Source organism: Isoptericola sp. NPDC056618 (assembly GCF_042792715.1).
Lineage (GTDB): Bacteria > Actinomycetota > Actinomycetes > Actinomycetales > Cellulomonadaceae > Isoptericola > Isoptericola nanjingensis.
Genome location: NZ_JBHTVZ010000013.1, coordinates 61,767 through 81,408, shown reverse-complemented (window position 1 = coordinate 81,408; position 19,642 = coordinate 61,767). Strand labels below are relative to the sequence as shown.

Genomic DNA, 19,642 nt, shown 5'->3' with positions numbered 1-19,642 from the left:
TGCCTACCGGTAGGCCCCGCGGACGACCTCGAGCGCGTGCGCCAGGTCGTCGGGGTACTCGCTGGTGACCTCCACCCAGCGGCCGGTGAGCGGGTGCTCGAACCCGAGCCGTACGGCGTGCAGCCACTGGCGCTCCAGCCCCACCTTCGACGCGAGCACGGGGTCCGCGCCGTAGGTGAGGTCGCCGACCAGCGGGTGCCGCACCGCCTGGAAGTGCACCCGGATCTGATGGGTGCGGCCGGTCTCGAGGTGCACCTCGACGAGCGACGCGGCGGGCAGCATCTCGAGCACCTCGTAGTGCGTCACCGAGTGCTTGCCGTCCGCGACGACGGCGAACCTGTAGTCGGCGCTGGGGTGGCGCCCGATCGGCGCGTCGATCGTGCCCGTCGTGGGCTCGGGGTGGCCCTGCGCCAGCGCGTGGTAGACCTTCTCGACCGTGCGCTCCTTGAACGCCCGCTTGAGCCCGGTGTACGCCGCCTCGCTCTTCGCCACGGCCATGAGGCCCGACGTGCCGACGTCCAGCCGGTGCACGATGCCCTGCCGCTCCGCCGCGCCGGACGTCGCGATGCGGTAGCCGGCCGCGGCCAGCGCGCCGACCACGGTGGGGCCGGTCCAGCCCGGCGACGGGTGCGCCGCGACACCGACCGGCTTGTCGACGACCACGACGTCGTCGTCCTCGTAGGCGATCCCCATGCCGGGCACCGGCTCGGCGACGACCGGCGCCGCGGGCCGCGCGTCCGGCACCGTGACCTCGAGCCAGCCGCCGGCGACGACCCGGTCGGACTTCCCGACCTCGCGCCCGTCGAGGAGCACGGCGCCGGAGGCCGCCAGCTCCGCGGCCTGGGTGCGGGAGAAGCCGAGCATCCGCGCGAGCGCGGCGTCGACGCGCTCGCCCGCGAGGCCGTCGGGCACGGGCAGGGTGCGGGTGGAACCGGTCGGCACGGTCACCGCCCCTCTGTCGGCTCGGACGGCTCTGCCGGGGTGTCCTCGCTCTCGACGTGCCGGCGGCCGTCCAGGCCGATCCCCCGGAAGGACAGGACGACGATGAGCACCGCGGCGGCGACGATGGCGATGTCCGCGACGTTGCCGACGAAGACGCCGTAGTCGATGAAGTCGACCACGTGCCCGCGGGCGAAGCCCGGCTCGCGGAAGAAGCGGTCGCCGAGGTTGCCCAGCGCGCCGCCCAGCAGCAGCCCGAGCGCCACCGCCCAGCCGGTCGAGCCGATCCGGCGGATGGCGCGGACGATGACGACCACGACGATCACCACCACGATCGTGAGGATCCACGTCATGCCCGTGGCGATGGAGAGCGCCGCGCCGGGGTTGTAGATCAGCCGGAGCTGCAGCAGCTCGCCGATCAGCGGCTTCGGGTCGTCGCCCCACACCAGGGCGGACTCGGCCCACCACTTCGTCAGCTGGTCGACCAGCAGCACCAGCGCGGCGAGCACGAAGGTTCCCGTGATCAGCCGCCGGCGACGCTCCGCGGACACCGGCGCCCCGGTGTCCTGCGGCGCAGCGGCCCCGGCGGGCGCGTCCGACCCGGGCATCTCGGGGGCGCCGTCGCGCGGCACGGGCTCAGGGGCCGGGGCGGAGCCGGCGGGCGTGGTCGACATCGTCCGCAAGTGTAGGCGGACCGCGCCGGTCGTCGGGGCGGGACCGCCCGGTCAGCGTCGCTCCTCGCGCGCCTTCGCCTCGACCGACAGCGTCGCGCGCGGGAACGCCTGCAGGCGCGCCTTGCCGATCGGCAGCCCGGTGATCTCGCAGGTGGCGTAGGTGCCCTTGCGGATGCGGTCGACGGCGTGCGCGGTCTGGGCGAGCAGGTCGCGCATGTTGTTGACCAGCGTGAGCTCCTGCTCGCGCTCGAGCGCGCTCGAGCCGTAGTCCGCCTGGTCGTCGCCCGCGCCGTCGCCAGAGTTGCGCAGCAGGTCCGACAGCTCCTGGTCGGCGGCCGCGAGCTCGCGCTCGAGGCGCTCCTTCTCCTCGAGCAGGAAGGCCGCCAGCTCCTCCACCTCGGGCAGGGTCCAGGGGTCCTCGCCGTCACGGACCGGGAAGGACTTCACGTCGCGCGCGAGGTGCGGGAAGTTCTCCCGCAGTGCCGCGCGCGTGGTGGTCGAAAGCTTGGCCATCGGTGCCCTTTCGTTGGTGCGTCGACGACGAGTCACCGCAGCGTAAGTGCGCCGAGCGGCCCGCACAACAGCACGCGCGGTAGAGGCGTGCGTGTCGTGCGGGCCGCTCGGCGTGAGGCGTGACGAAGGAGCGGGGTACGCGGGGTGACGGCCCCCCGCTCAGAGCTCCGAGCCGCGACCGGCGTTGGCGTTCTGCCGCTGCGGCGGCAGGGCCGAGCCGCGGGCGTCGAGGTCGCCCAGCAGGTTCTGCAGGAAGCTCTTGAGGCGCGTGCGGTAGTCGCGCTCGAAGAGGCGGAGCTCGTCGATCTTGCGCTCGAGGAGCGACCGCTCCTGCTCGAGCTGCGAGAGGGTGCGGTGGCTGGTCTCCTCGGCCTCGCGGACGATGCGCGAGCCCTCGGACTTGGCCTCCGTGATGAGACGGTCGCCCTCCTCCTGACCGGACCGCACGTAGTCGTCGTGCAGCTTCTGGGCCAGCTGGAGCATCCCGGTCGCGGACTCCGGCTCCGCGGGCTGCTGCTTCGCGGCGGCCGGGGCAGGCGCCGGGGTCGGGGCGGGCGCCGGGGTCGGCGTCGGCTGCGCCTGCTGCGCGGCGTCCGAGCGGCTCAGCTCGGCGACCCGGTGCTCGGCCGCGGTGAGCTTGGAGCGGAGGTCGTCGTTCTCCTCCTGGACCGCCGTGAGGGTCCGCACGACCTCGTCGAGGAAGTCGTCGACCTCTTCGACGTCGTAGCCCTCGCGGAACTTGGTCGCGGCGAACTTCTTGTTCAGGATGTCCTCTGCCGTCAGCAGCGCCATCGTCTCACCTCATCGTTCTTGCAGGGTCGGTGGGACCCGGTTCCCGGGCCGTCTGGATGACCACGGTAGCGGACGTGTCGGCGGGCGACCTGCCCGACGAGGCCGGGTCGTCGCGCCCACACGACGTCTTCACAGGTCAGCACCGGGGCGCCCCTCGACGCCCGGGGCGAACCCCGACCGAGGTCACAGCGCGAGCGCCGCCCAGGTCACCGCAGCGGGGTCACACCGCGGCCAGGAACGACGCCACCCGCATGAGGATGCCCGTGCCGATGAAGAGCACGAGGAAGGCGATGTCGAGACGGATCTGGCCGAGGGTCAGGGGCGGGATCAGCCTGCGCAGGAAGCGCAGCGGCGGGTCGGTGACCGTGTAGACCGCCTCCGCCAGGACCAGCAGCACGCCCTTCGGCCGCCAGTCGCGCGCGAAGAACTGCACCCAGTCGAAGACGAGCCGGACGATGAGGCACAGCAGGAACAGCCACAGGACCAGGTAGACCAGGTTGAAGACGAGACTCACGGGTCGAACCTACCCGAGCACGACGCAGGGCCGGGGCAGAACTGCCCCGGCCCGTGCCGGACGGTGCGATCGGCGTGCGATCGGCGCTCTCGGGCGCGCGGTCAGCTCTGGTTGTAGAACGCCCCGCGTCCGGGGGTCTTCTCCGCCGGCGGCTCCTCGCCCGCGATCTCCACGTGCTCCGGCGAGAGCAGGAAGACCTTGTTCGTCACGCGCTCGATCGACCCGCGCAGCCCGAAGATCAGGCCCGCCGAGAAGTCCACGAGGCGCTTCGCGTCGGCGTCGTCCATGTCGGAGAGGTTCATGATCACCGGCGTGCCGCCCCGGAAGGCCTCGCCGATGGTGCGGGCGTCGTTGTACGAGCGCGGGTGGATGGTCGTGATGCGTCGCAGGTCGGAGGCGATCACCGACTCGCTCCCTCCGCCTCGGTGCAGCGGGGTGACCTGCGCCTGGTAGTCGTCACGGTCGCGCACCGGTGCCTCCAGCTCCTCGTACTCGTCGAGGTACTCCTCCGACTCACCCTGGTCGTCGGCGAGCCCCAGGTACAGCATCGTCTTGCGAAGCGCTCCGCCCATCGCCTTGCTCCGTTCGTCGCCACGTCCCCGCCCTCCGTCCCGGACGGGTGCCACGACGTTAACCACGCCCGCGGCGGCATCGACGCACGACACGCCGGTGTGTCGTGCGTCGCGGGCGTGTCAGGCCGCTCTCGGCGACGACGACACCTCAGGTCAGGACGACGACCCCCGCCTGGCGCCCCGTCGTCGTGCCCTGGGCGGTGGCGCGACGGTGGGAGTAGAGGTCGGTGTCCGTGAGCGTGCACCGGTCCACCCGGGTGGCGGCCACGCCGTGCGACGCCAGCTGTGCGAGCACGCCGGCCGGGAGGTCGAGCGCCGGAGTACCGGCCGTGGTCGTCGCCCACGTCTCGGGGACGACGGCGGCGACCTCGTCGCGCATCGCGGCCGGCACCTCGTAGCAGTCGCCGCAGACGGCCGGACCGACGGAGGCCCGGAGGTCCTCGGCCCGCGCCCCGCGCGCGAGCAGATGCTCGACCACGCGGTGCACCACCCCCAGGGCGACCCCGCCCCGACCTGCGTGCGCGACCGCCACGACGCGGGCCACCGGGTCCGCGAGGACGACGGGCACGCAGTCCGCGACCAGGACGCCGAGCGCCAGGCCGGGCTCCGCGGTGACCATGGCGTCGGCCTCGCCCGCGGCGGACGGCGGCTCCGTCGACGACCACTCGGCGAGCTCGGCGGCCCCGAGTCCCAGGACCCGGTCCCCGTGCACCTGTGCCGAGAACGCCACCGGCGCGCCCACCCACGCCCCGAGGCGGGCACGGTTCTCCCGCACCCGCACGGGGTCGTCGCCGGTCGAGGTGCCCAGGTCGAGCGAGGACCACGGGGCGGGCGACACCCCGCCGTGACGCGTGGTGAAGCCCGCCACGACGCCCTCCCCGAGGTCCACCCGCAGCAGCCCCGCACCGAACTGGTCAGGCAACAGCGCCTCCTGGGCCCAGCCGACCGCGCCGTGAGTTCCGCTCACCCGGCGCTCACTTGAGGAAGTCGGGCACGTCGAGCTCCTCGGCCGGGCGGCGCGGCTCGTCGAACAGGCGCGGCACCTCGACCGGCCGCTCGACGGTGACGCCCTCGCCCTCGGCGTCCTCGACCACCGTGAACGGGCGGCGCTGCTCCGCGGGCCGCGCGCCCGCCGGCGGGGCGGGCGGCGCGTCGAGGCTCACGGGGACGTCGTCCGGCTCGGCCGGGATCGGCCGCGGCTGCGCGGCGGCGGCCGGCACCGACTGGGTGGCCGGCTGCGGCGGGCGGGGCGGTGCCGTCTGGACCCCGGGCTGGGGCACGGACGTCGCCGTCGTGCCGCCCTCGCCGACCGTGACCGTCGGCTTGGCCGGTGCGCCGGCGATCTGGCCGAGGCCGCGACCGTCCTTGCGGGCCTGCGGCACGCCGCCGTCGAACCCGGCGGCGATGACGGTGACCCGCACCTCGTCGCCCAGCGCGTCGTCGATGACCGTGCCGAAGATGATGTTGGCCTCGGAGTGCGCCGCCTCCTGCACCAGGCGCGCGGCCTCGTGCACCTCGAAGAGGCCGATGTCGCTGCCGCCCTGGATCGACAGCAGGACGCCGTGGGCGCCGTCGATGGAGGCCTCGAGCAGGGGGGACGAGATCGCGAGCTCGGCGGCCTGCACCGCGCGGTCCTCGCCCCTCGCCGAGCCGATGCCCATCAGCGCCGAGCCCGCCCCCTGCATCACGGACTTCACGTCCGCGAAGTCGAGGTTGATGAGGCCCGGCGTCGTGATGAGGTCGGTGATGCCCTGGACACCGGAGTGCAGCACCTGGTCCGCGGAGTGGAACGCCGCGATCGCCGAGACGCTCTTGTCGGACATGGACAGGAGCCGGTCGTTGGGGATGACGATCAGGGTGTCGACCTCCTCGCGGAGGGTGTCGATCCCCTGCTCGGCCTGCACGGAGCGGCGGCGGCCCTCGAAGGTGAACGGGCGCGTCACGACGCCCACCGTCAGCGCACCGAGCGAGCGGGCGATCCGGGCCACCACGGGCGCGCCGCCCGTGCCGGTGCCGCCGCCCTCGCCCGCCGTCACGAAGACCATGTCGGCGCCCCGCAGGACGTCCTCGATCTCCTCGGCGTGGTCCTCGGCGGCCTTCTTGCCGACCTCGGGGTCGGCGCCGGCGCCCAGGCCACGGGTGAGCTCACGGCCGACGTCGAGCTTGACGTCGGCGTCCGACATCAGCAGCGCCTGCGCGTCGGTGTTGATGGCGATGAACTCGACACCCTTGAGCCCGACCTCGATCATGCGGTTCACGGCGTTCACGCCGCCACCGCCGATACCGACCACCTTGATCACTGCCAGGTAGTTCTGCGGAGTTGCCACGTCGTTGCCTCTCGGGTCGTTCCTTGTCCCGACGTCCGGTCCTCGTCCCCCGTCCGCCCCGCCGGCCGGCCCGCGGGCCTAACCTTAAGGTTCGAGTTGAGGGTTAGAGTTATGTCAGGTTGCTGCTGCGATCGACGGTAGGCGGCGCGGCGGGCGCAAGGCCGGACGTGCTCCGGCGTGTCGCGCGCGCCCGGTGCTTGCCACACCCGCCCGCGCCTGCCGCGCCCTCGTCGCTCCCCTCATCGGGTCACCGGCAGCTCGGGCGACGAGACGTCGATGGTCCGCGCACCGTCGTCGAGCTTGCGCAGCGTGCGCACCGCCTCGACCTTGAGCGGGAGGTCGGAGCTGCCGCCCCACCGGACGGTCGTGCCGTCCTCCAGGACCGTCTCGACGGCGTCCTGCGTGTCGGCGCTGACGTGGTCCACCTGGCCGGCGAGCCGGGCGGGCAGCGCCGCCAGCACGTGGAGCGCCGCCTGCAGCGCCAGCGCGTCGTCCAGCGGCACGTCCACCTGCGGCAACCCCTTCGGCGCCGCGTCGCGCGTCGCCACGCGCACCCCGGACGAGTCGAGCAGGGCCAGCCGGTCGCCGTCGGGCACGGCCGCCACCGGGACGCGCGACGTGAGCTCCACCGCGAGCCCGTGGGGCCAGGCCCGCGCGATCCGCACGTCCTTCACCCCGCGCAGCCCGAGCACCTGCTCCCGCATCGCCACGGTGTCCAGGCGGGGCAGCGGGGTGCCGTCCGGCGCCTCGACGATCTCGCGCACCCTGGCCTCGTCGACGTACCGCCCCGCACCGGCGACGCTCACCTCCGCCTTCTCCAGGGCGAGCACCGGCGACCAGAGGGCCACCCACGCGAGGCCCGCGACGACCACCAGGGAGAGGACCCACGCGAGCACCCGCCGCCAGGCACGGTGCCGGCGCATCGCGGTGCGCTCGGCGAGCCGGTCCGCCATCGCCGTCGACACCCGCGGCGGGACCTCCTGCCCGGCCGGCACCACCGCCGTCGCCGTGGTGCGGGGACGGGACCGCGCGGCCTCGGCGGGCGCCGCCGTCGGGGCCGTCTTCGGAGCTGTCTTCGGGGCGGCCTTCGTGGTTCCCGTCGCGGGCCCCCTCGAGCCGCCCTTCGTCCCTCGCGTCCCCGTCGGCACCCCGGCGGCCACCGACGGCGTGCCGGTCGGCGCGGTCGCCGCTGATCGTCCGGACGTCGCGCGGCCCGACGTCGTGCGGGTCGGGCGCGGGCGGGCTGGCGGTCGCATCACCCCATGGTCTCGTCGCGGGCGTCGCCGTCCGGCGACGCCACGCCGGAGGTACGCGCGGCGAGGTCCGCCAGGATCACGGGGCCCAGCTCGGTGACGTCTCCCGCGCCCACGGTGAGCACCAGGTCGCCGGGGCGCGCGAGCGCGGAGGCCACGTGCGCCGCCTCGAGCCGGTCCTCGACCGCGCGCACTCCCCCGCCGGACGACGTCCTCTCGAGCAGGTCGGTGATGGTGCGCGGGCCGACCGTCGGGTCGACGTCCTCGCGGGCCCGGTAGACGCCGGTGACGACGACCTCGTCCGCGAGCGCCAGCGCCGCGGCGAACCGGTCGGCGAAGATCCGCGTGCGCGAGTACAGGTGCGGCTGGAAGAGCACGACGATGCGGCCGTCACCGGCCACCGGTCGGGCCGCCCGCAGCAGCGCCTCCACCTCGGTGGGGTGGTGGTCGTAGCTGTCGAACACCCGCACGCCGTCGACCTCGCCCTTGGGCTCGAACCGCCGCCCCGTCCCGACGAAGGTCCCCGCGCCCCGGGCGGCGTCGCCCGGCTCCGCGCCGAGCAGCACCGCGGTCACGACGGCCGCCGTCGCGTTGAGCGCGTTGTGCGCGCCGGGCACCTCGGGGCGCAGCGCGTACGGCCCGTCGCCCAGCGGGCCGCCGGAGACGACGGCCTCGACGGTCCCCGCCCCGACGACGACGTCGCGCACCCGCACGTCGGCGCCCGCGGCCTCGCCGTACGTCACCACGGCCCTCCCCGCGGCCCGGTGCGCGTGCGCGAGGGCCGCCGAGCCGGCGTCGTCCGCGCACGCCACGAGCGTGCCGCCGTCGACGATCCGGCCGGCGAACTCCTCGAACGCCCGCTCGAAGGCCTCCTGCGAGCCGTAGTGGTCGAGGTGGTCCGGCTCGACGTTGGTCACGACGGCCACCGTGGGGGCGTAGTTGAGGAACGAGCCGTCCGACTCGTCGGCCTCGGCCACGAGCACGTCGGACGCACCGAGGTGGCCGCCGGGCACCGCGCCCTCGTGGCCCTCGGCGTCCCGCACCCGCACCGTGCCCCCGATCGCGAACGACGCGTCGACGCCGCACGCGCGCAGCACGGTCGCGACCATCGCCGACGTCGTGGTCTTGCCGTGCGCGCCGGCCACGGCCACCGCCCGGCGTCCGAGCATCAGCGACGCGAGCGCCTGGGAGCGGTGCAGCACCCGGATCCCCGCGGCGCGGGCCGCGGCGAGCTCCGGGTTCGTCGCCCGCACCGCGGAGGACACGACGACCGTGTCGACCAGGGGTGTGCCGTCCGGCCCGACCACGTGCGCCGCGTCGTGCCCGACCCAGACCCGCACGCCGTCCGCGCGCAGCGCCTCGAGGGCGGGGCCGGCCGCCGCGTCGGAGCCCTGGACGTCGGCCCCGCGGGCCGCCAGCAGCCGCGCGACGACGGACACGCCCGCACCGCCGACGCCGACCAGGTGCACGCGGCCGAGCTCCTCGACGGGGAGCGCCGGGGGCCGCGTCGACGGTGCGGCGCTCATGCCTGCCGCCCGGAGCCCGCGCCCGCGTCCGCCTGCGCGACCGCCTCGGCGACGAGGTCGGCGACGCGCGCGGCGCCGTCGCGCACCCCGGTCGCCCGGGCCGCGGACGCCATCGCGTCGAGCCGCGGCCGGTCGCCCAGCAGCGCCGGCACGTGCTCCGCCACCCAGGCGGGCGTGAGGTCGGCGTCGTCGACGAGGAGGCCGCCGCCCGCCTCCACGAGCGGCGCGGCGTTGAGGCGCTGCTCGCCGTTGCCGATGGGCAGCGGCACGTAGACGGCGGGCACGCCGAGCGCGGCGAGCTCGCACACCGTGCCGGCGCCCGAGCGGGCGACGACCAGGTCCGCGACGGCGAGCGCGAGCTGCATCTCGGACAGGTACTCGCGCACCTGGTAGCGCGCGGCCTCGAACCCTCCCGCGGCGGTGGCGGCGTCGACGGCGGCACGCACGGGCCCGTCCTTGCCCTTGCCCGTCAGGTGCAGCACCTGGACGCCGGCGCGCAGCAGCCCCTCCACCGACCCGGCCAGCGCCGCGTTCACCGACGCCGCACCCGAGGAGCCCCCCGTGACCACGAGCGTCGGGAGGCCGGCGTCGAGGCCCAGCGCGTCGGCGGCCTGCACACGCGCGGCCAGGGCGTCGGCCTCGCGCGCCGAGACCAGGTCCGCGATCTCGGCCCGCAGCGGGAGACCGACGACCTGGGCGCCCGGCAGCGGGGTGCCCGGGAAGGTCGCGCCGACGCGAGCCGCCCAGCGGGCGCCGAGCTTGTTGGCCAGGCCGGCACGGGCGTTCTGCTCGTGGATCACCACGGGGACGCCCTTGCGCCGGGCGGCGAGGTACGCGGGGGTGGAGACGTACCCCCCGAAGCCGACGACCGCCTGGGCGCCGATCTCGTCGATCGCGGCCTCCGCCGCCTTCACGGCCGCGCTGAGGCGGCCGGGCAGCTTCAGCAGGTCGACGCTCGGGCGCCGCGGCAGCGGCACGCGCGGGATCGGCCACAGCCGGTACCCGCGCTCCGGGACGAGGTCGGCCTCCAGCCCCGACGTGGTGCCGAGGGCGAGGATCCTGGCCTCCGGCTCCCGCGCGCGGAGCTCGTCCGCGACGGCGAGGAGGGGGTTGACGTGGCCGGCGGTGCCGCCCCCGGCGAGGACGACGGACGTGACTGCAGAGCTCTTCACAGGCAGGACCCTATCGGCCGCCGTCGCCTCCGCGGCCCCGCGCGCCCCCACCGGTGGCGCCGGACCGGCCCCGCCGCGACAGGACCGCGACCGACCGCTTGACGACGCTCCGCCGGGCGGCGAGCGCCTCGGCGGCGCCCGGCTCGCTGCGCGCGAAGCTGATCACCACGCCGAGCGCCACCATCGTCGTGACCAGGGCGGACCCGCCGGCCGACACCAGCGGCAGCGGGACGCCGATCACGGGCAGGACGCCGATCACCACGCCGATGTTCACGAAGGCCTGGCCCACCACCCAGCAGCCGATCGCGGCCGTGGTGATCTTCACGAACGGGTCCGGGTGCCGGCGCACCACCCGCGCCATCGCGATCCCGAGGACCACGAACAGCGCGAGCACGAGCAGCGTGCCGAGCAGGCCGAGCTCCTCGCCGATCACGGAGTAGATGAAGTCGTTGTGCGCCTCCGGCAGGTACTTCCACTTCTCGCGGCTGGCGCCGAGGCCCACGCCGAACAGCCCGCCGGTGCCCAGCCCGTACATCCCGTGGATGGACTGGTAGCACTGCCCCTGCGTGTCGGTGCACGTGCCGTACGCGGCGAGGATCCGGGTGAGGCGGTCGGAGCTGCCCTGGTTGAGGATGAACGCCCAGCCGACCACCAGCGCCGCCCCGGCGCCACCGACGATCAGCAGGGACGCCGGGGCGCCCGAGACCCAGTAGGCGCCCAGGCCGAGCACCGCGAGGATGAGGGCCGTGCCGAGGTCGTGTCCCGCCATGACGAGCCCGAGGACCGCGCCGAGCCCCAGCACCCCCGGCACCAGCGCCTGGCCCCAGCTGCCCAGCAGGTGCTGCTTGCGGCCCAGCACCGAGCCCAGCCACACGGCGAGCCCCAGCTTGGCGAGCTCCGAGGGCTGGAACTGCAGAGGACCGACGACGAGCCAGTTCCGGTTGCCGTTGACGAGCTTGCCGGCGAAGAGCACCGCGACGAGCATCGCCAGCGTGACCAGCATCGCCGGCCACGCCAGGCGCTTGTACCAGCGCACCGGCAGCCGGGCGGCGATCAGCATGAGCGGCAGGCCGATGAGGGCGAAGCGTGCCTGCACCATGAACGCGGCGAACGGCGAGTCCCCCGCGGCGATGGACGTCACCGTCGAGCTGGAGAGCACCATGACGAGCCCGATGACCAGCAGCAGCCCGGTGGCCCCGACGAGCAGGTAATAGCTCGTGACGGTGCTGTTCCACTGACCGAGCCACGGGCGCTCGGTCCGCTTCGGGGAGGTGCGCGGCGCTGGCCTGTCCCTCGGGGTCCGGCCCGTCGACGGACGGCCGGCCGAGCCTCGCGGGGCGCGTCGGGTGCCCGTGGTGACCGCCATCCGACACCTCTCGCTCGTCGTCGCGGCGTCGTGCCGCTACAGCTCCGCCACGGCCGTGGCGAACGCCTCCCCCCGCTGGGCGTAGGAGGCGAACTGGTCCATGGACGCACCGGCGGGCGCCAGCAGGACGGTGTCCCCGGCGAGAGCCAGGTCACGTGCCGCCGCGACCGCGCGTCGCATCACGGACCCAGTGTCGCCGGGATCGACCACGACGACGGGGATCTCGGGCGCGTGTCGGGCCAGCGCCCCGCGGATCGGCTCCGGGTCGACGCCGATGAGCACGGCCGCGCGGAGGCGGTCGGCGCGGTCGGCGACGAGGGCGTCGAACGACGCCCCCTTCGCGAGGCCGCCAGCCACCCACACCACGGTGCGGGGCGCGTAGGACGCGAGCGAGGCCGCCGCGGCGTGCGCGTTGGTCGCCTTCGAGTCGTCCACCCAGGCGACGCCGTCGAGCACGCGCACCTCGGCGATGCGGTGCGCGCCGGGCCGGAACGCGCGCAGGCCGTCGCGCACGGCGGCCGCGGGGACGCCGTGCGCGCGGGCGAGCGCGGCGGCCGCCAGGGCGTTCGCGACGACGTGCGGCGGCGGGGTGCCGCCCCCGGGGGCGAGGTGCGCCAGGTCGTCGAGGGTGCCGAGCTCGGCGGCCGTCCGCTGCCGGTCGCGCGCGCCGGGCTCGGCGTGGAAGGCGCGGTCGACGAGCACGTCCTCGACCACGCCCAGCTGACCCGGTCCCGGGGCGCCGAGGGTGAACCCCACGGCGAGGGCGCCCTCGGTCACGTCGGCGTCGCGCACGAGCTGCTCGGTGCGCGGGTCGGCCGCGTTGTACACGCACGCCACCTGCGCGCGGGCGTAGATCCGGCCCTTGTCCGCCGCGTACGCCTCGAGCGACCCGTGCCAGTCGAGGTGGTCGGCGGCCACGTTGAGCACGGCCGCGGCCTCGAACGACGTCGTGAGCGTGTGGTGGAGCTGGAAGCTGGAGAGCTCCACCGCGAGGACGTCCAGCGACGGGTCCTGCGCCGCCTCGACGACCGGGGTCCCGACGTTCCCGACCGCGGCGGCGCGCAGGCCGGCCGCGGTGAGGATCGACGCGAGCATCTCGACGGTCGTCGTCTTGCCGTTGGTCCCCGTGACGGCGAGCCACGGGGCGGGACCGCGCGCCCCGACCGCACCGGTGCGCTCGACCCGCAGCCGCCAGGCGAGCTCGATCTCGCTCCACACGGGGACGCCGGCGGCCCGGGCCGCGGCCAGCAGCGGGGTGCTCGGCGCCCACCCCGGGGACGCGACGACGAGGTCGGCGCCCGCGACGACGCGCTCCGCGACGGCGGGGTCGTCCGCGTCGCGCACGTCGGCGTCGTCCGCGCGTCCGTCGACCGTGACCACCGAGGCCACCCGCCCGGCCGCACCGCCCGACAGGGCGGCGACGACGGCGCGCCCGGTCACGCCGAGCCCGGCGACGACGACGCGGGCGCCGTCGGGCAGCGCCCGCGGGTCGGGCTCGGTCACGTGGCCACCCACTCGGCGTAGAAGACGCCCATGCCGAGCGCCGCGAACAGGCCGGCGATGAGCCAGAACCGGATGACGATCGTGACCTCGCCCCACCCGGACAGCTCGAAGTGGTGGTGCAGGGGCGCCATCTTGAACACGCGCCTGCCCGTCATCTTGAAGAAGCCGATCTGGATGACGTCGGACATGACGATGACGACGAAGAGACCGCCGATGATCGCGGCGAGGATCTCGGTGCGCGACAGGATCGAGATGCCCGCCAGGGCGCCGCCGAGGGCCAGCGAGCCGGTGTCGCCCATGAAGATCTTCGCGGGGCTGGCGTTCCACCAGAGGAAGCCGATGCAGGCGCCCGCGATGGCGGCGGCGACGATCGCGAGGTCCTGCGGGTCGCGCACCTCGTAGCAGCGCGGCCCGGCCGCGGCGAGCCGCTGGCACGACTGGTTGAGCTGCCAGATGCACACGAGGACGTACGCGCCGAAGACGATGATCGACACGCCGGTCGCCAGTCCGTCCAGACCGTCCGTGAGGTTCACCGCGTTCGACCAGGCGGTGATGAGGAAGTTCGCCCAGATCACGAAGAGGATGAGCCCCACCGTGACTCCGGCGAACGCCAGGTCGAGGTTGGTGTCGCGCAGGAACGAGATCCGCGTGGACGCGGGCGTCCGGGCGTTCGCGTTGGGGAACTGCAGCGCGAGGACCGCGAAGCTGATCCCGACGAAGCCCTGGCCGATGATCTTCGCCTTCGGCGTGAGACCCAGGGACCGCTGCTTGCGGATCTTCGTGAAGTCGTCGAGGAAGCCGACCAGGCCGAGGCCCGTCATCAGGTACAGGCACAGCAGCGCCGACGCGCTCGGCGGCCTCCCGGCGACCAGCATGGACACCGCGACGCCGACCAGGGCCGCCGCGATGATCACGACGCCGCCCATCGTCGGGGTGCCGCGCTTGGTGAAGTGGGCGGTCGGCCCGTCCTGGCGGACGAACTGGCCGTAGTTCCGGTGGATGAGGAACCGGATGAACAGGGGCGTCCCGAAGAGGGCGACCAGCCCGGAGACGCCGGCCGAGACGAGGATCGCGATCACGGGGCGACCTCCACGGCCGGTTCGCCGGCCGCCGGCCCGCCGGCGGCGAGCTCGTCACCGAGGCGCCACAGGCCCGACCCGAGGGAGGACTTCACGAGGACGACGTCGCCCGGCTCGAGCGCCTCGGCGAGCACCGCGCGCGCGGCGTCGAGGTCAGGCACGAAGACCGACTCCTCTCCCCAGGAACCCTCTTGCATGGCCCCCTCGTGGATGTGGTACGCCCCGTCGCCGACGACGACCAGGAGCTTGACGTTCAATCGCACCACGAGGCGGCCGATCTCGTCGTGCGCGGCGCGCGAGCCGTCCCCGAGCTCGAGCATCTCGCCCAGCACGGCGACGGAGCGGCGCGTGCGGCCCGCCATGACGGCGAGCGCCCGCAGCGCGGCGCGCATCGAGTCCGGGTTGGCGTTGTAGGCGTCGTCGACCACGGTGACGCCGTCCGGTCGCTCGGTGACGGCCATCCGGTGCGGGCTGAGGGGGGTCGCCCGGGACAGGCCGTCGGCCACGCGCGCGACCGCGGCCGCGGTGGTGCCGTCCAGCGCGAGCACCGCCGCGGCGGCGGCGAGCGCGTTGCTCGTGTGGTGCGCACCCACGAGGCGCAGCGCCACGGGGGCGGGGTCGGCCCCGTGGTCGGAGGAGTCGTGCCCGCCCGCGACGGCGAGCCCGAACGTCGCCCGGCCGGAGGCGTCCACGCCGATGTCGGCGGCGCGCACGCCGGCCGAGGGGATGGTGCCGAAGGTGATGACGGTGTGCTCCGGGGCGGCGAGCGACGCCATGGCCGCGACGCGCTGGTCGTCGGCGTTGAGCACGACGGCGCCGCCCGGCACGACGCCCGAGACCATCTCGGCCTTGGTGCGCGCGATGGCCTCGACCGAACCGAACTTGCCCACGTGGGCCACGCCGACGGCGAGCACGATGCCGACGTCGGGCGGGGCGATCCGCGTGAGGTAGGCGATGTTGCCGGGGCCGTCCGCGCCCATCTCCAGCACGAGGAAGCGCGTGGCCTCGGTGACGCGCAGCACGGTCAGCGGCAGGCCGACCTCGTTGTTGAACGACCCGGTGGGCACCACCAGGCCGTCCTCGGGGGCGACGCCCTCCGGCAGCAGGTCCACGAGGAGCTGGCCCAGCAGGTCCTTGGTCGTGGTCTTGCCCACCGAGCCGGTGACCGCGACGACCCGGAGGTCGCCCGCGGCCCGCACGCGGGCGAGCACGACGCGCGCGAGCTCTCCCAGCGCGGCCTGCACGTCGTCGACGACGACCGTCGGCACGCCCTCGAGCTCGCGGGCGGCCAGGACCAGAGCGGCCCCCGACTCGACGGCGCCGCGGGCGAAGTCGTGCCCGTCGACGCGCTCGCCGGGCAGCGCGACGAACAGCCCCCCGGGCTCGACGCGGCGGGAGTCCACGACGACGGGCCCGGTCACGGTCGTGGCGGCGTCGGCGTGCAGCCGTCCCCCGGTCGCCTCGGCGACGTCGGCGGCGGTCAGCGCGATCATGCGGTAGTCCTCTCGTGCCGCCGCTGCAGCGCGCGGCGGGCCTCGTCCCGGTCGTCGAGCTCGAGGTCGACGCCCGCGACCTCCTGGATGGTCTCGTGGCCGCGGCCCGCGACGAGGACGGTGTCGTCCGCCCCGGCGTCGAGCACGGCCCTCTCGATGGCGGCCGCGCGCGGCGCCGCCTCGGTCACGACGACGTCGCGACCCGAGCCGCGCGCCGCGTCGCGGGCCGCGCGGGCGCCCTCGAGCACCGCGGCGCGCACGGCGGCGGGGTCCTCGCCGTGGGGGTCGTCGTCGGTGACGACGACGACGTCCGCGCCCGCGACGGCGGCGGCGCCCATCGCGGGCCGCTTGCCCTTGTCGCGGTCGCCTGTGGCTCCGAACACGACGACGAGCCGGCCGGCCGTCGTCGGGCGCAGGGCGGCGAGCGCGAGCTCGAGCGCCTCGGTGTTGTGCGCGAAGTCCACGACGACGCGCGGGTGGCCGTCCCCGCCCGCGCCGACGACCTGCATGCGGCCCGGCACGACGGCCGAGAGGCCGTCGGCCGCGGCGAGGGCCTCGGCCACGTCCTCGACGTGCGCGCCGCCCTCGAGCACCATCGCGACGGCCAGCGCGGCGTTCGCGACGTTGAACCCGCCGGGCAGGGACGTCGACGTGCGCAGCGATCGCCCGTCGCCGTGCGTGACCGTGAACGCGGAGCCGGTGCCGTGCGGCGCGACGTCCGTGACGGTCCAGTCCGCCGCCGCCTCGCCGTCCCGGGGGGCGCGGGTGCGCAGGGTCGCGACGGGCACCTGCGCGGCCGCCGCCATGCGCTCGCCCCACACGTCGTCCACCACGACGACGCCGCGGCGCGCGTGCTCGGGCGTGAACAGCGACGCCTTCGCGTCGAAGTACGACTGCAGGTCGCCGTGGAAGTCGAGGTGGTCCTGGCTGAGGTTCGTGAACCCGACCACGCCGAACTCGATCCCGTCCACCCGGTGCATCGACAGCGAGTGGGAGGACACCTCCATCGCGAGCGTGCGCACCTCCGCCTCGCACATCGCGGCGAGCAGCGCCTGCAGGTCGGCGGCCTCCGGGGTGGTGAGCCGGCTCGGGAGCACCGTGTCGCCCGCGCGCATCTCGACCGTGCCGATCAGGCCGCCGGTCCAGCCGAGGGCCCGCAGCAGGTGGTCGACCTGGTAGGTCGTCGTCGTCTTGCCGTTGGTGCCGGTGACGCCGAAGGTCATCAGGTGCTCGGCGGGCTCTCCGTACACCCAGGCCGCGACGGGGCCGAGGACGGCCCGCGGGTCGCCGGCGACCAGGACCGGCACCGCGGGGTCGAGCGCGTCCGGCCCCCGGGTGAGGGTGGCGGCGCCGGCGGCGTCGGTGAGCACGGCCCGGGCGCCGCGGGCCACGGCGTCGGCGGCGAACCGCGCGCCGTGGGCGTGCGCACCGGGCAGGGCGACGAACAGGTCGCCACCTGCGACGACGCGGTTGTCGGACGCGACCGAGGTGATGACGACGTCGGCGGGGACCTGCGGCCGGGGGCCGCCCTCGTCCGGTGCCGCCGGCGTCGTCACCTCGAGCCCGAAGGCCAGGGCGAGGTCCCGCACCCGCCGGGGCGTCGTGCCCGCGGGCCGGATACGGGGAAGCGGGGATGTCACGGAGAAGAACCTACCGTCTGCGTGCTGCGGGCCCGGCACCCAGGGCGCCCGGCATGAGAACCGTCACGGACCTCACGGCGTCGGTCGCCGCCTCGGTCACCGCCTCGGTCACCCGTCGTTCACCAGGTGAGGGCGTAGGGCTTGAACGGGGTCGTGCTCGGCGGCACGTCCATCTTCTGCAGCGTGTACCCCATGAGGTCGCTGAAGACCGGCGCGGCCACCACGCCGCCGTAGATCGACGACTGGGGGCTGCGCAGGAAGACCGAGACCGTGTAGCGGGGGTCGTCGGCGGGTGCGACGCCGATGAACGACGCCATGTAGGTGGTCCCGGCCCCCGTCCACATCTGGGCGGTGCCGGTCTTGCCGGCCACGCGGTAGCCGGGCACCCGCGCGTTGGCGGCGGTGCCCTCCTCCCCCACGACCGACTCCATCATCCGCATCACCGAGTCGGCGGTCCTCTCCGAGACCACGCGCTCCTTCGCGGGCGCCTCGGCGGGCGTGAACGTGCCGTCGGAGGCGCGCGTGCCGGCGACCAGGCTGGGCTCCACCCGGACGCCGTCGTTCGCGACCGTCGAGAAGACCTGCGTCGCCTGCATCGCGTTCACGGCCACGCCCTGCCCGAACAGGATCGTGTACGGGGTGCGGGCGTCGTGCGCCAGCGTCTGCTCCGAGGGCAGGATGCCCGCCGACTCGCCCGGCAGCCCGAGGCCCGTGGGCTGCCCGAACCCGAACTTGCCGAGGTAGTCGTAGCGGACGTCGAGCGGGATCTTCTCGCCGATCTGCACCGTGCCCGTGTTGGACGAGTGCGCCAGGACGCCGGCGAGCGTCAGCTGCTGGTCGGGGTGCTCGTGCGAGTCCTTGAACGACTCGCCGTTGGGCGTGGTGAACCGGTACGGCACGCGGAACTGGCTGTCGGGCTTCCAGTAGCCCTCCTCGAGGGCCGCCGCCATCGTGATCACCTTGCCCGTGGAGCCGGGCTCGAAGACGTCCTTCACGGCGCGGGAGCCGTTGGCCACCGCGGACGTCGACCGGTCGTTGGGGTCGACGTCGCCCGAGTCGGCCACCGCGAGCACCTGGCCCGTGCGCACGTCCTCGACGACCGCCATGGCGTACTTCGCCCCGGTCTTCGAGACCGCGTCGTCGAGCAGCTCCTCCGCCTTCCACTGGACGTCCAGGTCGATCGTCAGCTCCACGTCGCTGCCGGGCACCGCCTCGGTGGTGTCCCGCTCCGAGTTCGGGATCGGGACGCCGTCGCGGCCGCGCTCGTAGGTGACCTTGCCGTCGGTGCCCGCGAGCACGTCCTCGTAGGCGCGCTCGAGCCCGCCCTGGCCCACCTGGTCGCGGTCGACGAAGCCGACGAGCGTGCCCGCCACGGTCCCCGCCGGGTAGGTGCGCCGGGAGGTGAGCTCGGTGCGGACGTAGGCCTGCAGGTCCAGCTTGGCGATCGCCCGCTGCACCTCGGGCACGGCGTTGCGCTTGAGGATCACGTACCGGTCGTCGCCGTTGAGCTTCGCGGCGAGCTCCGCGGGCTGCGCGTCGAGGATCGGCGCGAGGAGCTGCGCGATGCCGAGCGCGCCGTCCTGCACCGCCTTGCCGGTGGCGGTGTCCACGCGCTGGCCGCCCTGGAAGCCCTGGATGGCGAGCGTGTCGGCGGAGATGGTGTACCGGTCGACGGACGTCGCGAGCACGCGCCCGTTCGCGTCGACGATGTCGCCGCGGTGCGCGAGCTCCACCGAGTGCGTGGTCCGCGCCTCCTGCGCCTTCGCGGCGAGCGCCGGTCCCTGGAAGATCTGCACCTGCACCAGCCGGCCCACGAAGACGGTGAGCACGAGCGCCGCGACGACCATGATCCACCGCTGCCGGCGCCCGGGGTCGCCCGGACGCCCCCGGCTCGCGGCTCCGCCACGCGGGCGCGGCGGGGCACCCCCGCCGCGCACCGTCGTCCGGCCCGTGGAGCGGACCGGCGTCGTCCCTCCCCGCGGCCGCCCGCCGCCCGCGGGCGGGTTCGCGCTCCGGGCCGCCGTCCCGCGTCCCGAGGCGGACCGGGGCGTCGTGCCGTTCGTGCCGCGGCCCGGCGCGCGCGGCGTCGACCGCGAGGTCGAGCCTGGGCCAGGACGCGCGGCCGCCCGCGGCGTCGAGCCGTTCGTGGTGCGGGAGGTGCTCACCCCTCGAGTCTGCGGTGGCTGCGCCCGGGTCGTGCGGGCCGGGCCCGGGCGTGTCGCGCGCCCGCCGGCCGAGCGGCCTCCCGAGCCCGCGCCCGAGCCGCCGCTCCGCGCACC

Annotated in this window: 17 protein-coding genes; all 17 read right to left on the bottom strand. The window is 75.1% G+C overall.

The window, feature by feature from the left end; genetic code table 11:
* Positions 1-3: 3 nt before the first annotated feature.
* Positions 4-948 (bottom strand): RluA family pseudouridine synthase, encoded by a 945-nt coding sequence (locus ACFQ8T_RS15345; RefSeq protein WP_430547381.1) that lies wholly within the window; start codon positions 946-948, stop codon positions 4-6.
* Positions 945-1,613 carry a signal peptidase II gene (locus ACFQ8T_RS15340; protein ID WP_430547380.1) on the bottom strand — a complete coding sequence of 223 codons (669 nt, stop codon included), beginning with the start codon at positions 1,611-1,613 and terminating at the stop codon, positions 945-947. Before ACFQ8T_RS15340 ends, ACFQ8T_RS15345 begins: the two co-directional genes overlap by 4 nt.
* A gap of 51 nt (positions 1,614-1,664) precedes the next feature.
* Positions 1,665-2,126: a TraR/DksA family transcriptional regulator gene (locus tag ACFQ8T_RS15335; RefSeq protein WP_430547379.1), complete on the bottom strand. Its 462-nt coding sequence runs from the start codon at positions 2,124-2,126 to the stop codon at positions 1,665-1,667.
* Between the two features lie 159 nt (positions 2,127-2,285).
* Positions 2,286-2,918 carry a DivIVA domain-containing protein gene (locus tag ACFQ8T_RS15330; protein WP_429762172.1) on the bottom strand — a complete coding sequence of 211 codons (633 nt, stop codon included), beginning with the start codon at positions 2,916-2,918 and terminating at the stop codon, positions 2,286-2,288.
* Positions 2,919-3,138: 220 nt separating this feature from the next.
* A complete protein-coding gene (locus tag ACFQ8T_RS15325; RefSeq protein WP_430547378.1) occupies positions 3,139-3,432 on the bottom strand; it encodes a YggT family protein in 294 nt (97 codons plus the stop codon).
* A 101-nt stretch (positions 3,433-3,533) separates the two neighbouring features.
* Positions 3,534-4,004 (bottom strand): cell division protein SepF, encoded by a 471-nt coding sequence (locus ACFQ8T_RS15320; protein WP_430547377.1) that lies wholly within the window; start codon positions 4,002-4,004, stop codon positions 3,534-3,536.
* A 148-nt stretch (positions 4,005-4,152) separates the two neighbouring features.
* Positions 4,153-4,971, bottom strand: a complete 819-nt coding sequence (gene pgeF, locus ACFQ8T_RS15315) for a peptidoglycan editing factor PgeF (protein ID WP_430547376.1) — start codon at positions 4,969-4,971, stop codon at positions 4,153-4,155.
* 7 nt (positions 4,972-4,978) lie between these two features.
* On the bottom strand, positions 4,979-6,331 hold the full coding sequence (gene ftsZ / locus ACFQ8T_RS15310) for a cell division protein FtsZ (protein WP_430547375.1): 1,353 nt from the start codon (positions 6,329-6,331) through the stop codon (positions 4,979-4,981).
* A 239-nt stretch (positions 6,332-6,570) separates the two neighbouring features.
* Positions 6,571-7,587: a cell division protein FtsQ/DivIB gene (locus ACFQ8T_RS15305; protein WP_430547374.1), complete on the bottom strand. Its 1,017-nt coding sequence runs from the start codon at positions 7,585-7,587 to the stop codon at positions 6,571-6,573.
* Positions 7,587-9,110 carry a UDP-N-acetylmuramate--L-alanine ligase gene (gene murC / locus ACFQ8T_RS15300; protein ID WP_430547373.1) on the bottom strand — a complete coding sequence of 508 codons (1,524 nt, stop codon included), beginning with the start codon at positions 9,108-9,110 and terminating at the stop codon, positions 7,587-7,589. Before murC ends, ACFQ8T_RS15305 begins: the two co-directional genes overlap by 1 nt.
* Positions 9,107-10,282 carry an undecaprenyldiphospho-muramoylpentapeptide beta-N-acetylglucosaminyltransferase gene (gene murG, locus ACFQ8T_RS15295; protein ID WP_430547372.1) on the bottom strand — a complete coding sequence of 392 codons (1,176 nt, stop codon included), beginning with the start codon at positions 10,280-10,282 and terminating at the stop codon, positions 9,107-9,109. Before murG ends, murC begins: the two co-directional genes overlap by 4 nt.
* A gap of 10 nt (positions 10,283-10,292) precedes the next feature.
* The gene (ftsW, locus tag ACFQ8T_RS15290) at positions 10,293-11,648 is read right to left on the bottom strand and encodes a putative lipid II flippase FtsW (protein ID WP_430547371.1); all 1,356 of its coding nucleotides are present in this window, start codon (positions 11,646-11,648) and stop codon (positions 10,293-10,295) included.
* 36 nt (positions 11,649-11,684) lie between these two features.
* On the bottom strand, positions 11,685-13,151 hold the full coding sequence (gene murD, locus ACFQ8T_RS15285) for a UDP-N-acetylmuramoyl-L-alanine--D-glutamate ligase (RefSeq protein ID WP_430547370.1): 1,467 nt from the start codon (positions 13,149-13,151) through the stop codon (positions 11,685-11,687).
* Positions 13,148-14,230 (bottom strand): phospho-N-acetylmuramoyl-pentapeptide-transferase, encoded by a 1,083-nt coding sequence (gene mraY, locus ACFQ8T_RS15280; RefSeq protein ID WP_429762183.1) that lies wholly within the window; start codon positions 14,228-14,230, stop codon positions 13,148-13,150. The genes murD and mraY overlap by 4 nt, the downstream gene beginning before the upstream one ends.
* Complete coding sequence (gene murF, locus ACFQ8T_RS15275; protein WP_430547369.1) at positions 14,227-15,723, bottom strand: UDP-N-acetylmuramoyl-tripeptide--D-alanyl-D-alanine ligase; 1,497 nt, start codon at positions 15,721-15,723, stop codon at positions 14,227-14,229. The genes mraY and murF overlap by 4 nt, the downstream gene beginning before the upstream one ends.
* The gene (locus ACFQ8T_RS15270) at positions 15,720-17,363 is read right to left on the bottom strand and encodes a UDP-N-acetylmuramoyl-L-alanyl-D-glutamate--2,6-diaminopimelate ligase (protein WP_430547368.1); all 1,644 of its coding nucleotides are present in this window, start codon (positions 17,361-17,363) and stop codon (positions 15,720-15,722) included. Before ACFQ8T_RS15270 ends, murF begins: the two co-directional genes overlap by 4 nt.
* A 119-nt stretch (positions 17,364-17,482) precedes the next feature.
* On the bottom strand, positions 17,483-19,528 hold the full coding sequence (locus tag ACFQ8T_RS15265; protein WP_430547367.1) for a penicillin-binding transpeptidase domain-containing protein: 2,046 nt from the start codon (positions 19,526-19,528) through the stop codon (positions 17,483-17,485).
* Positions 19,529-19,642: the final 114 nt, after the last annotated feature.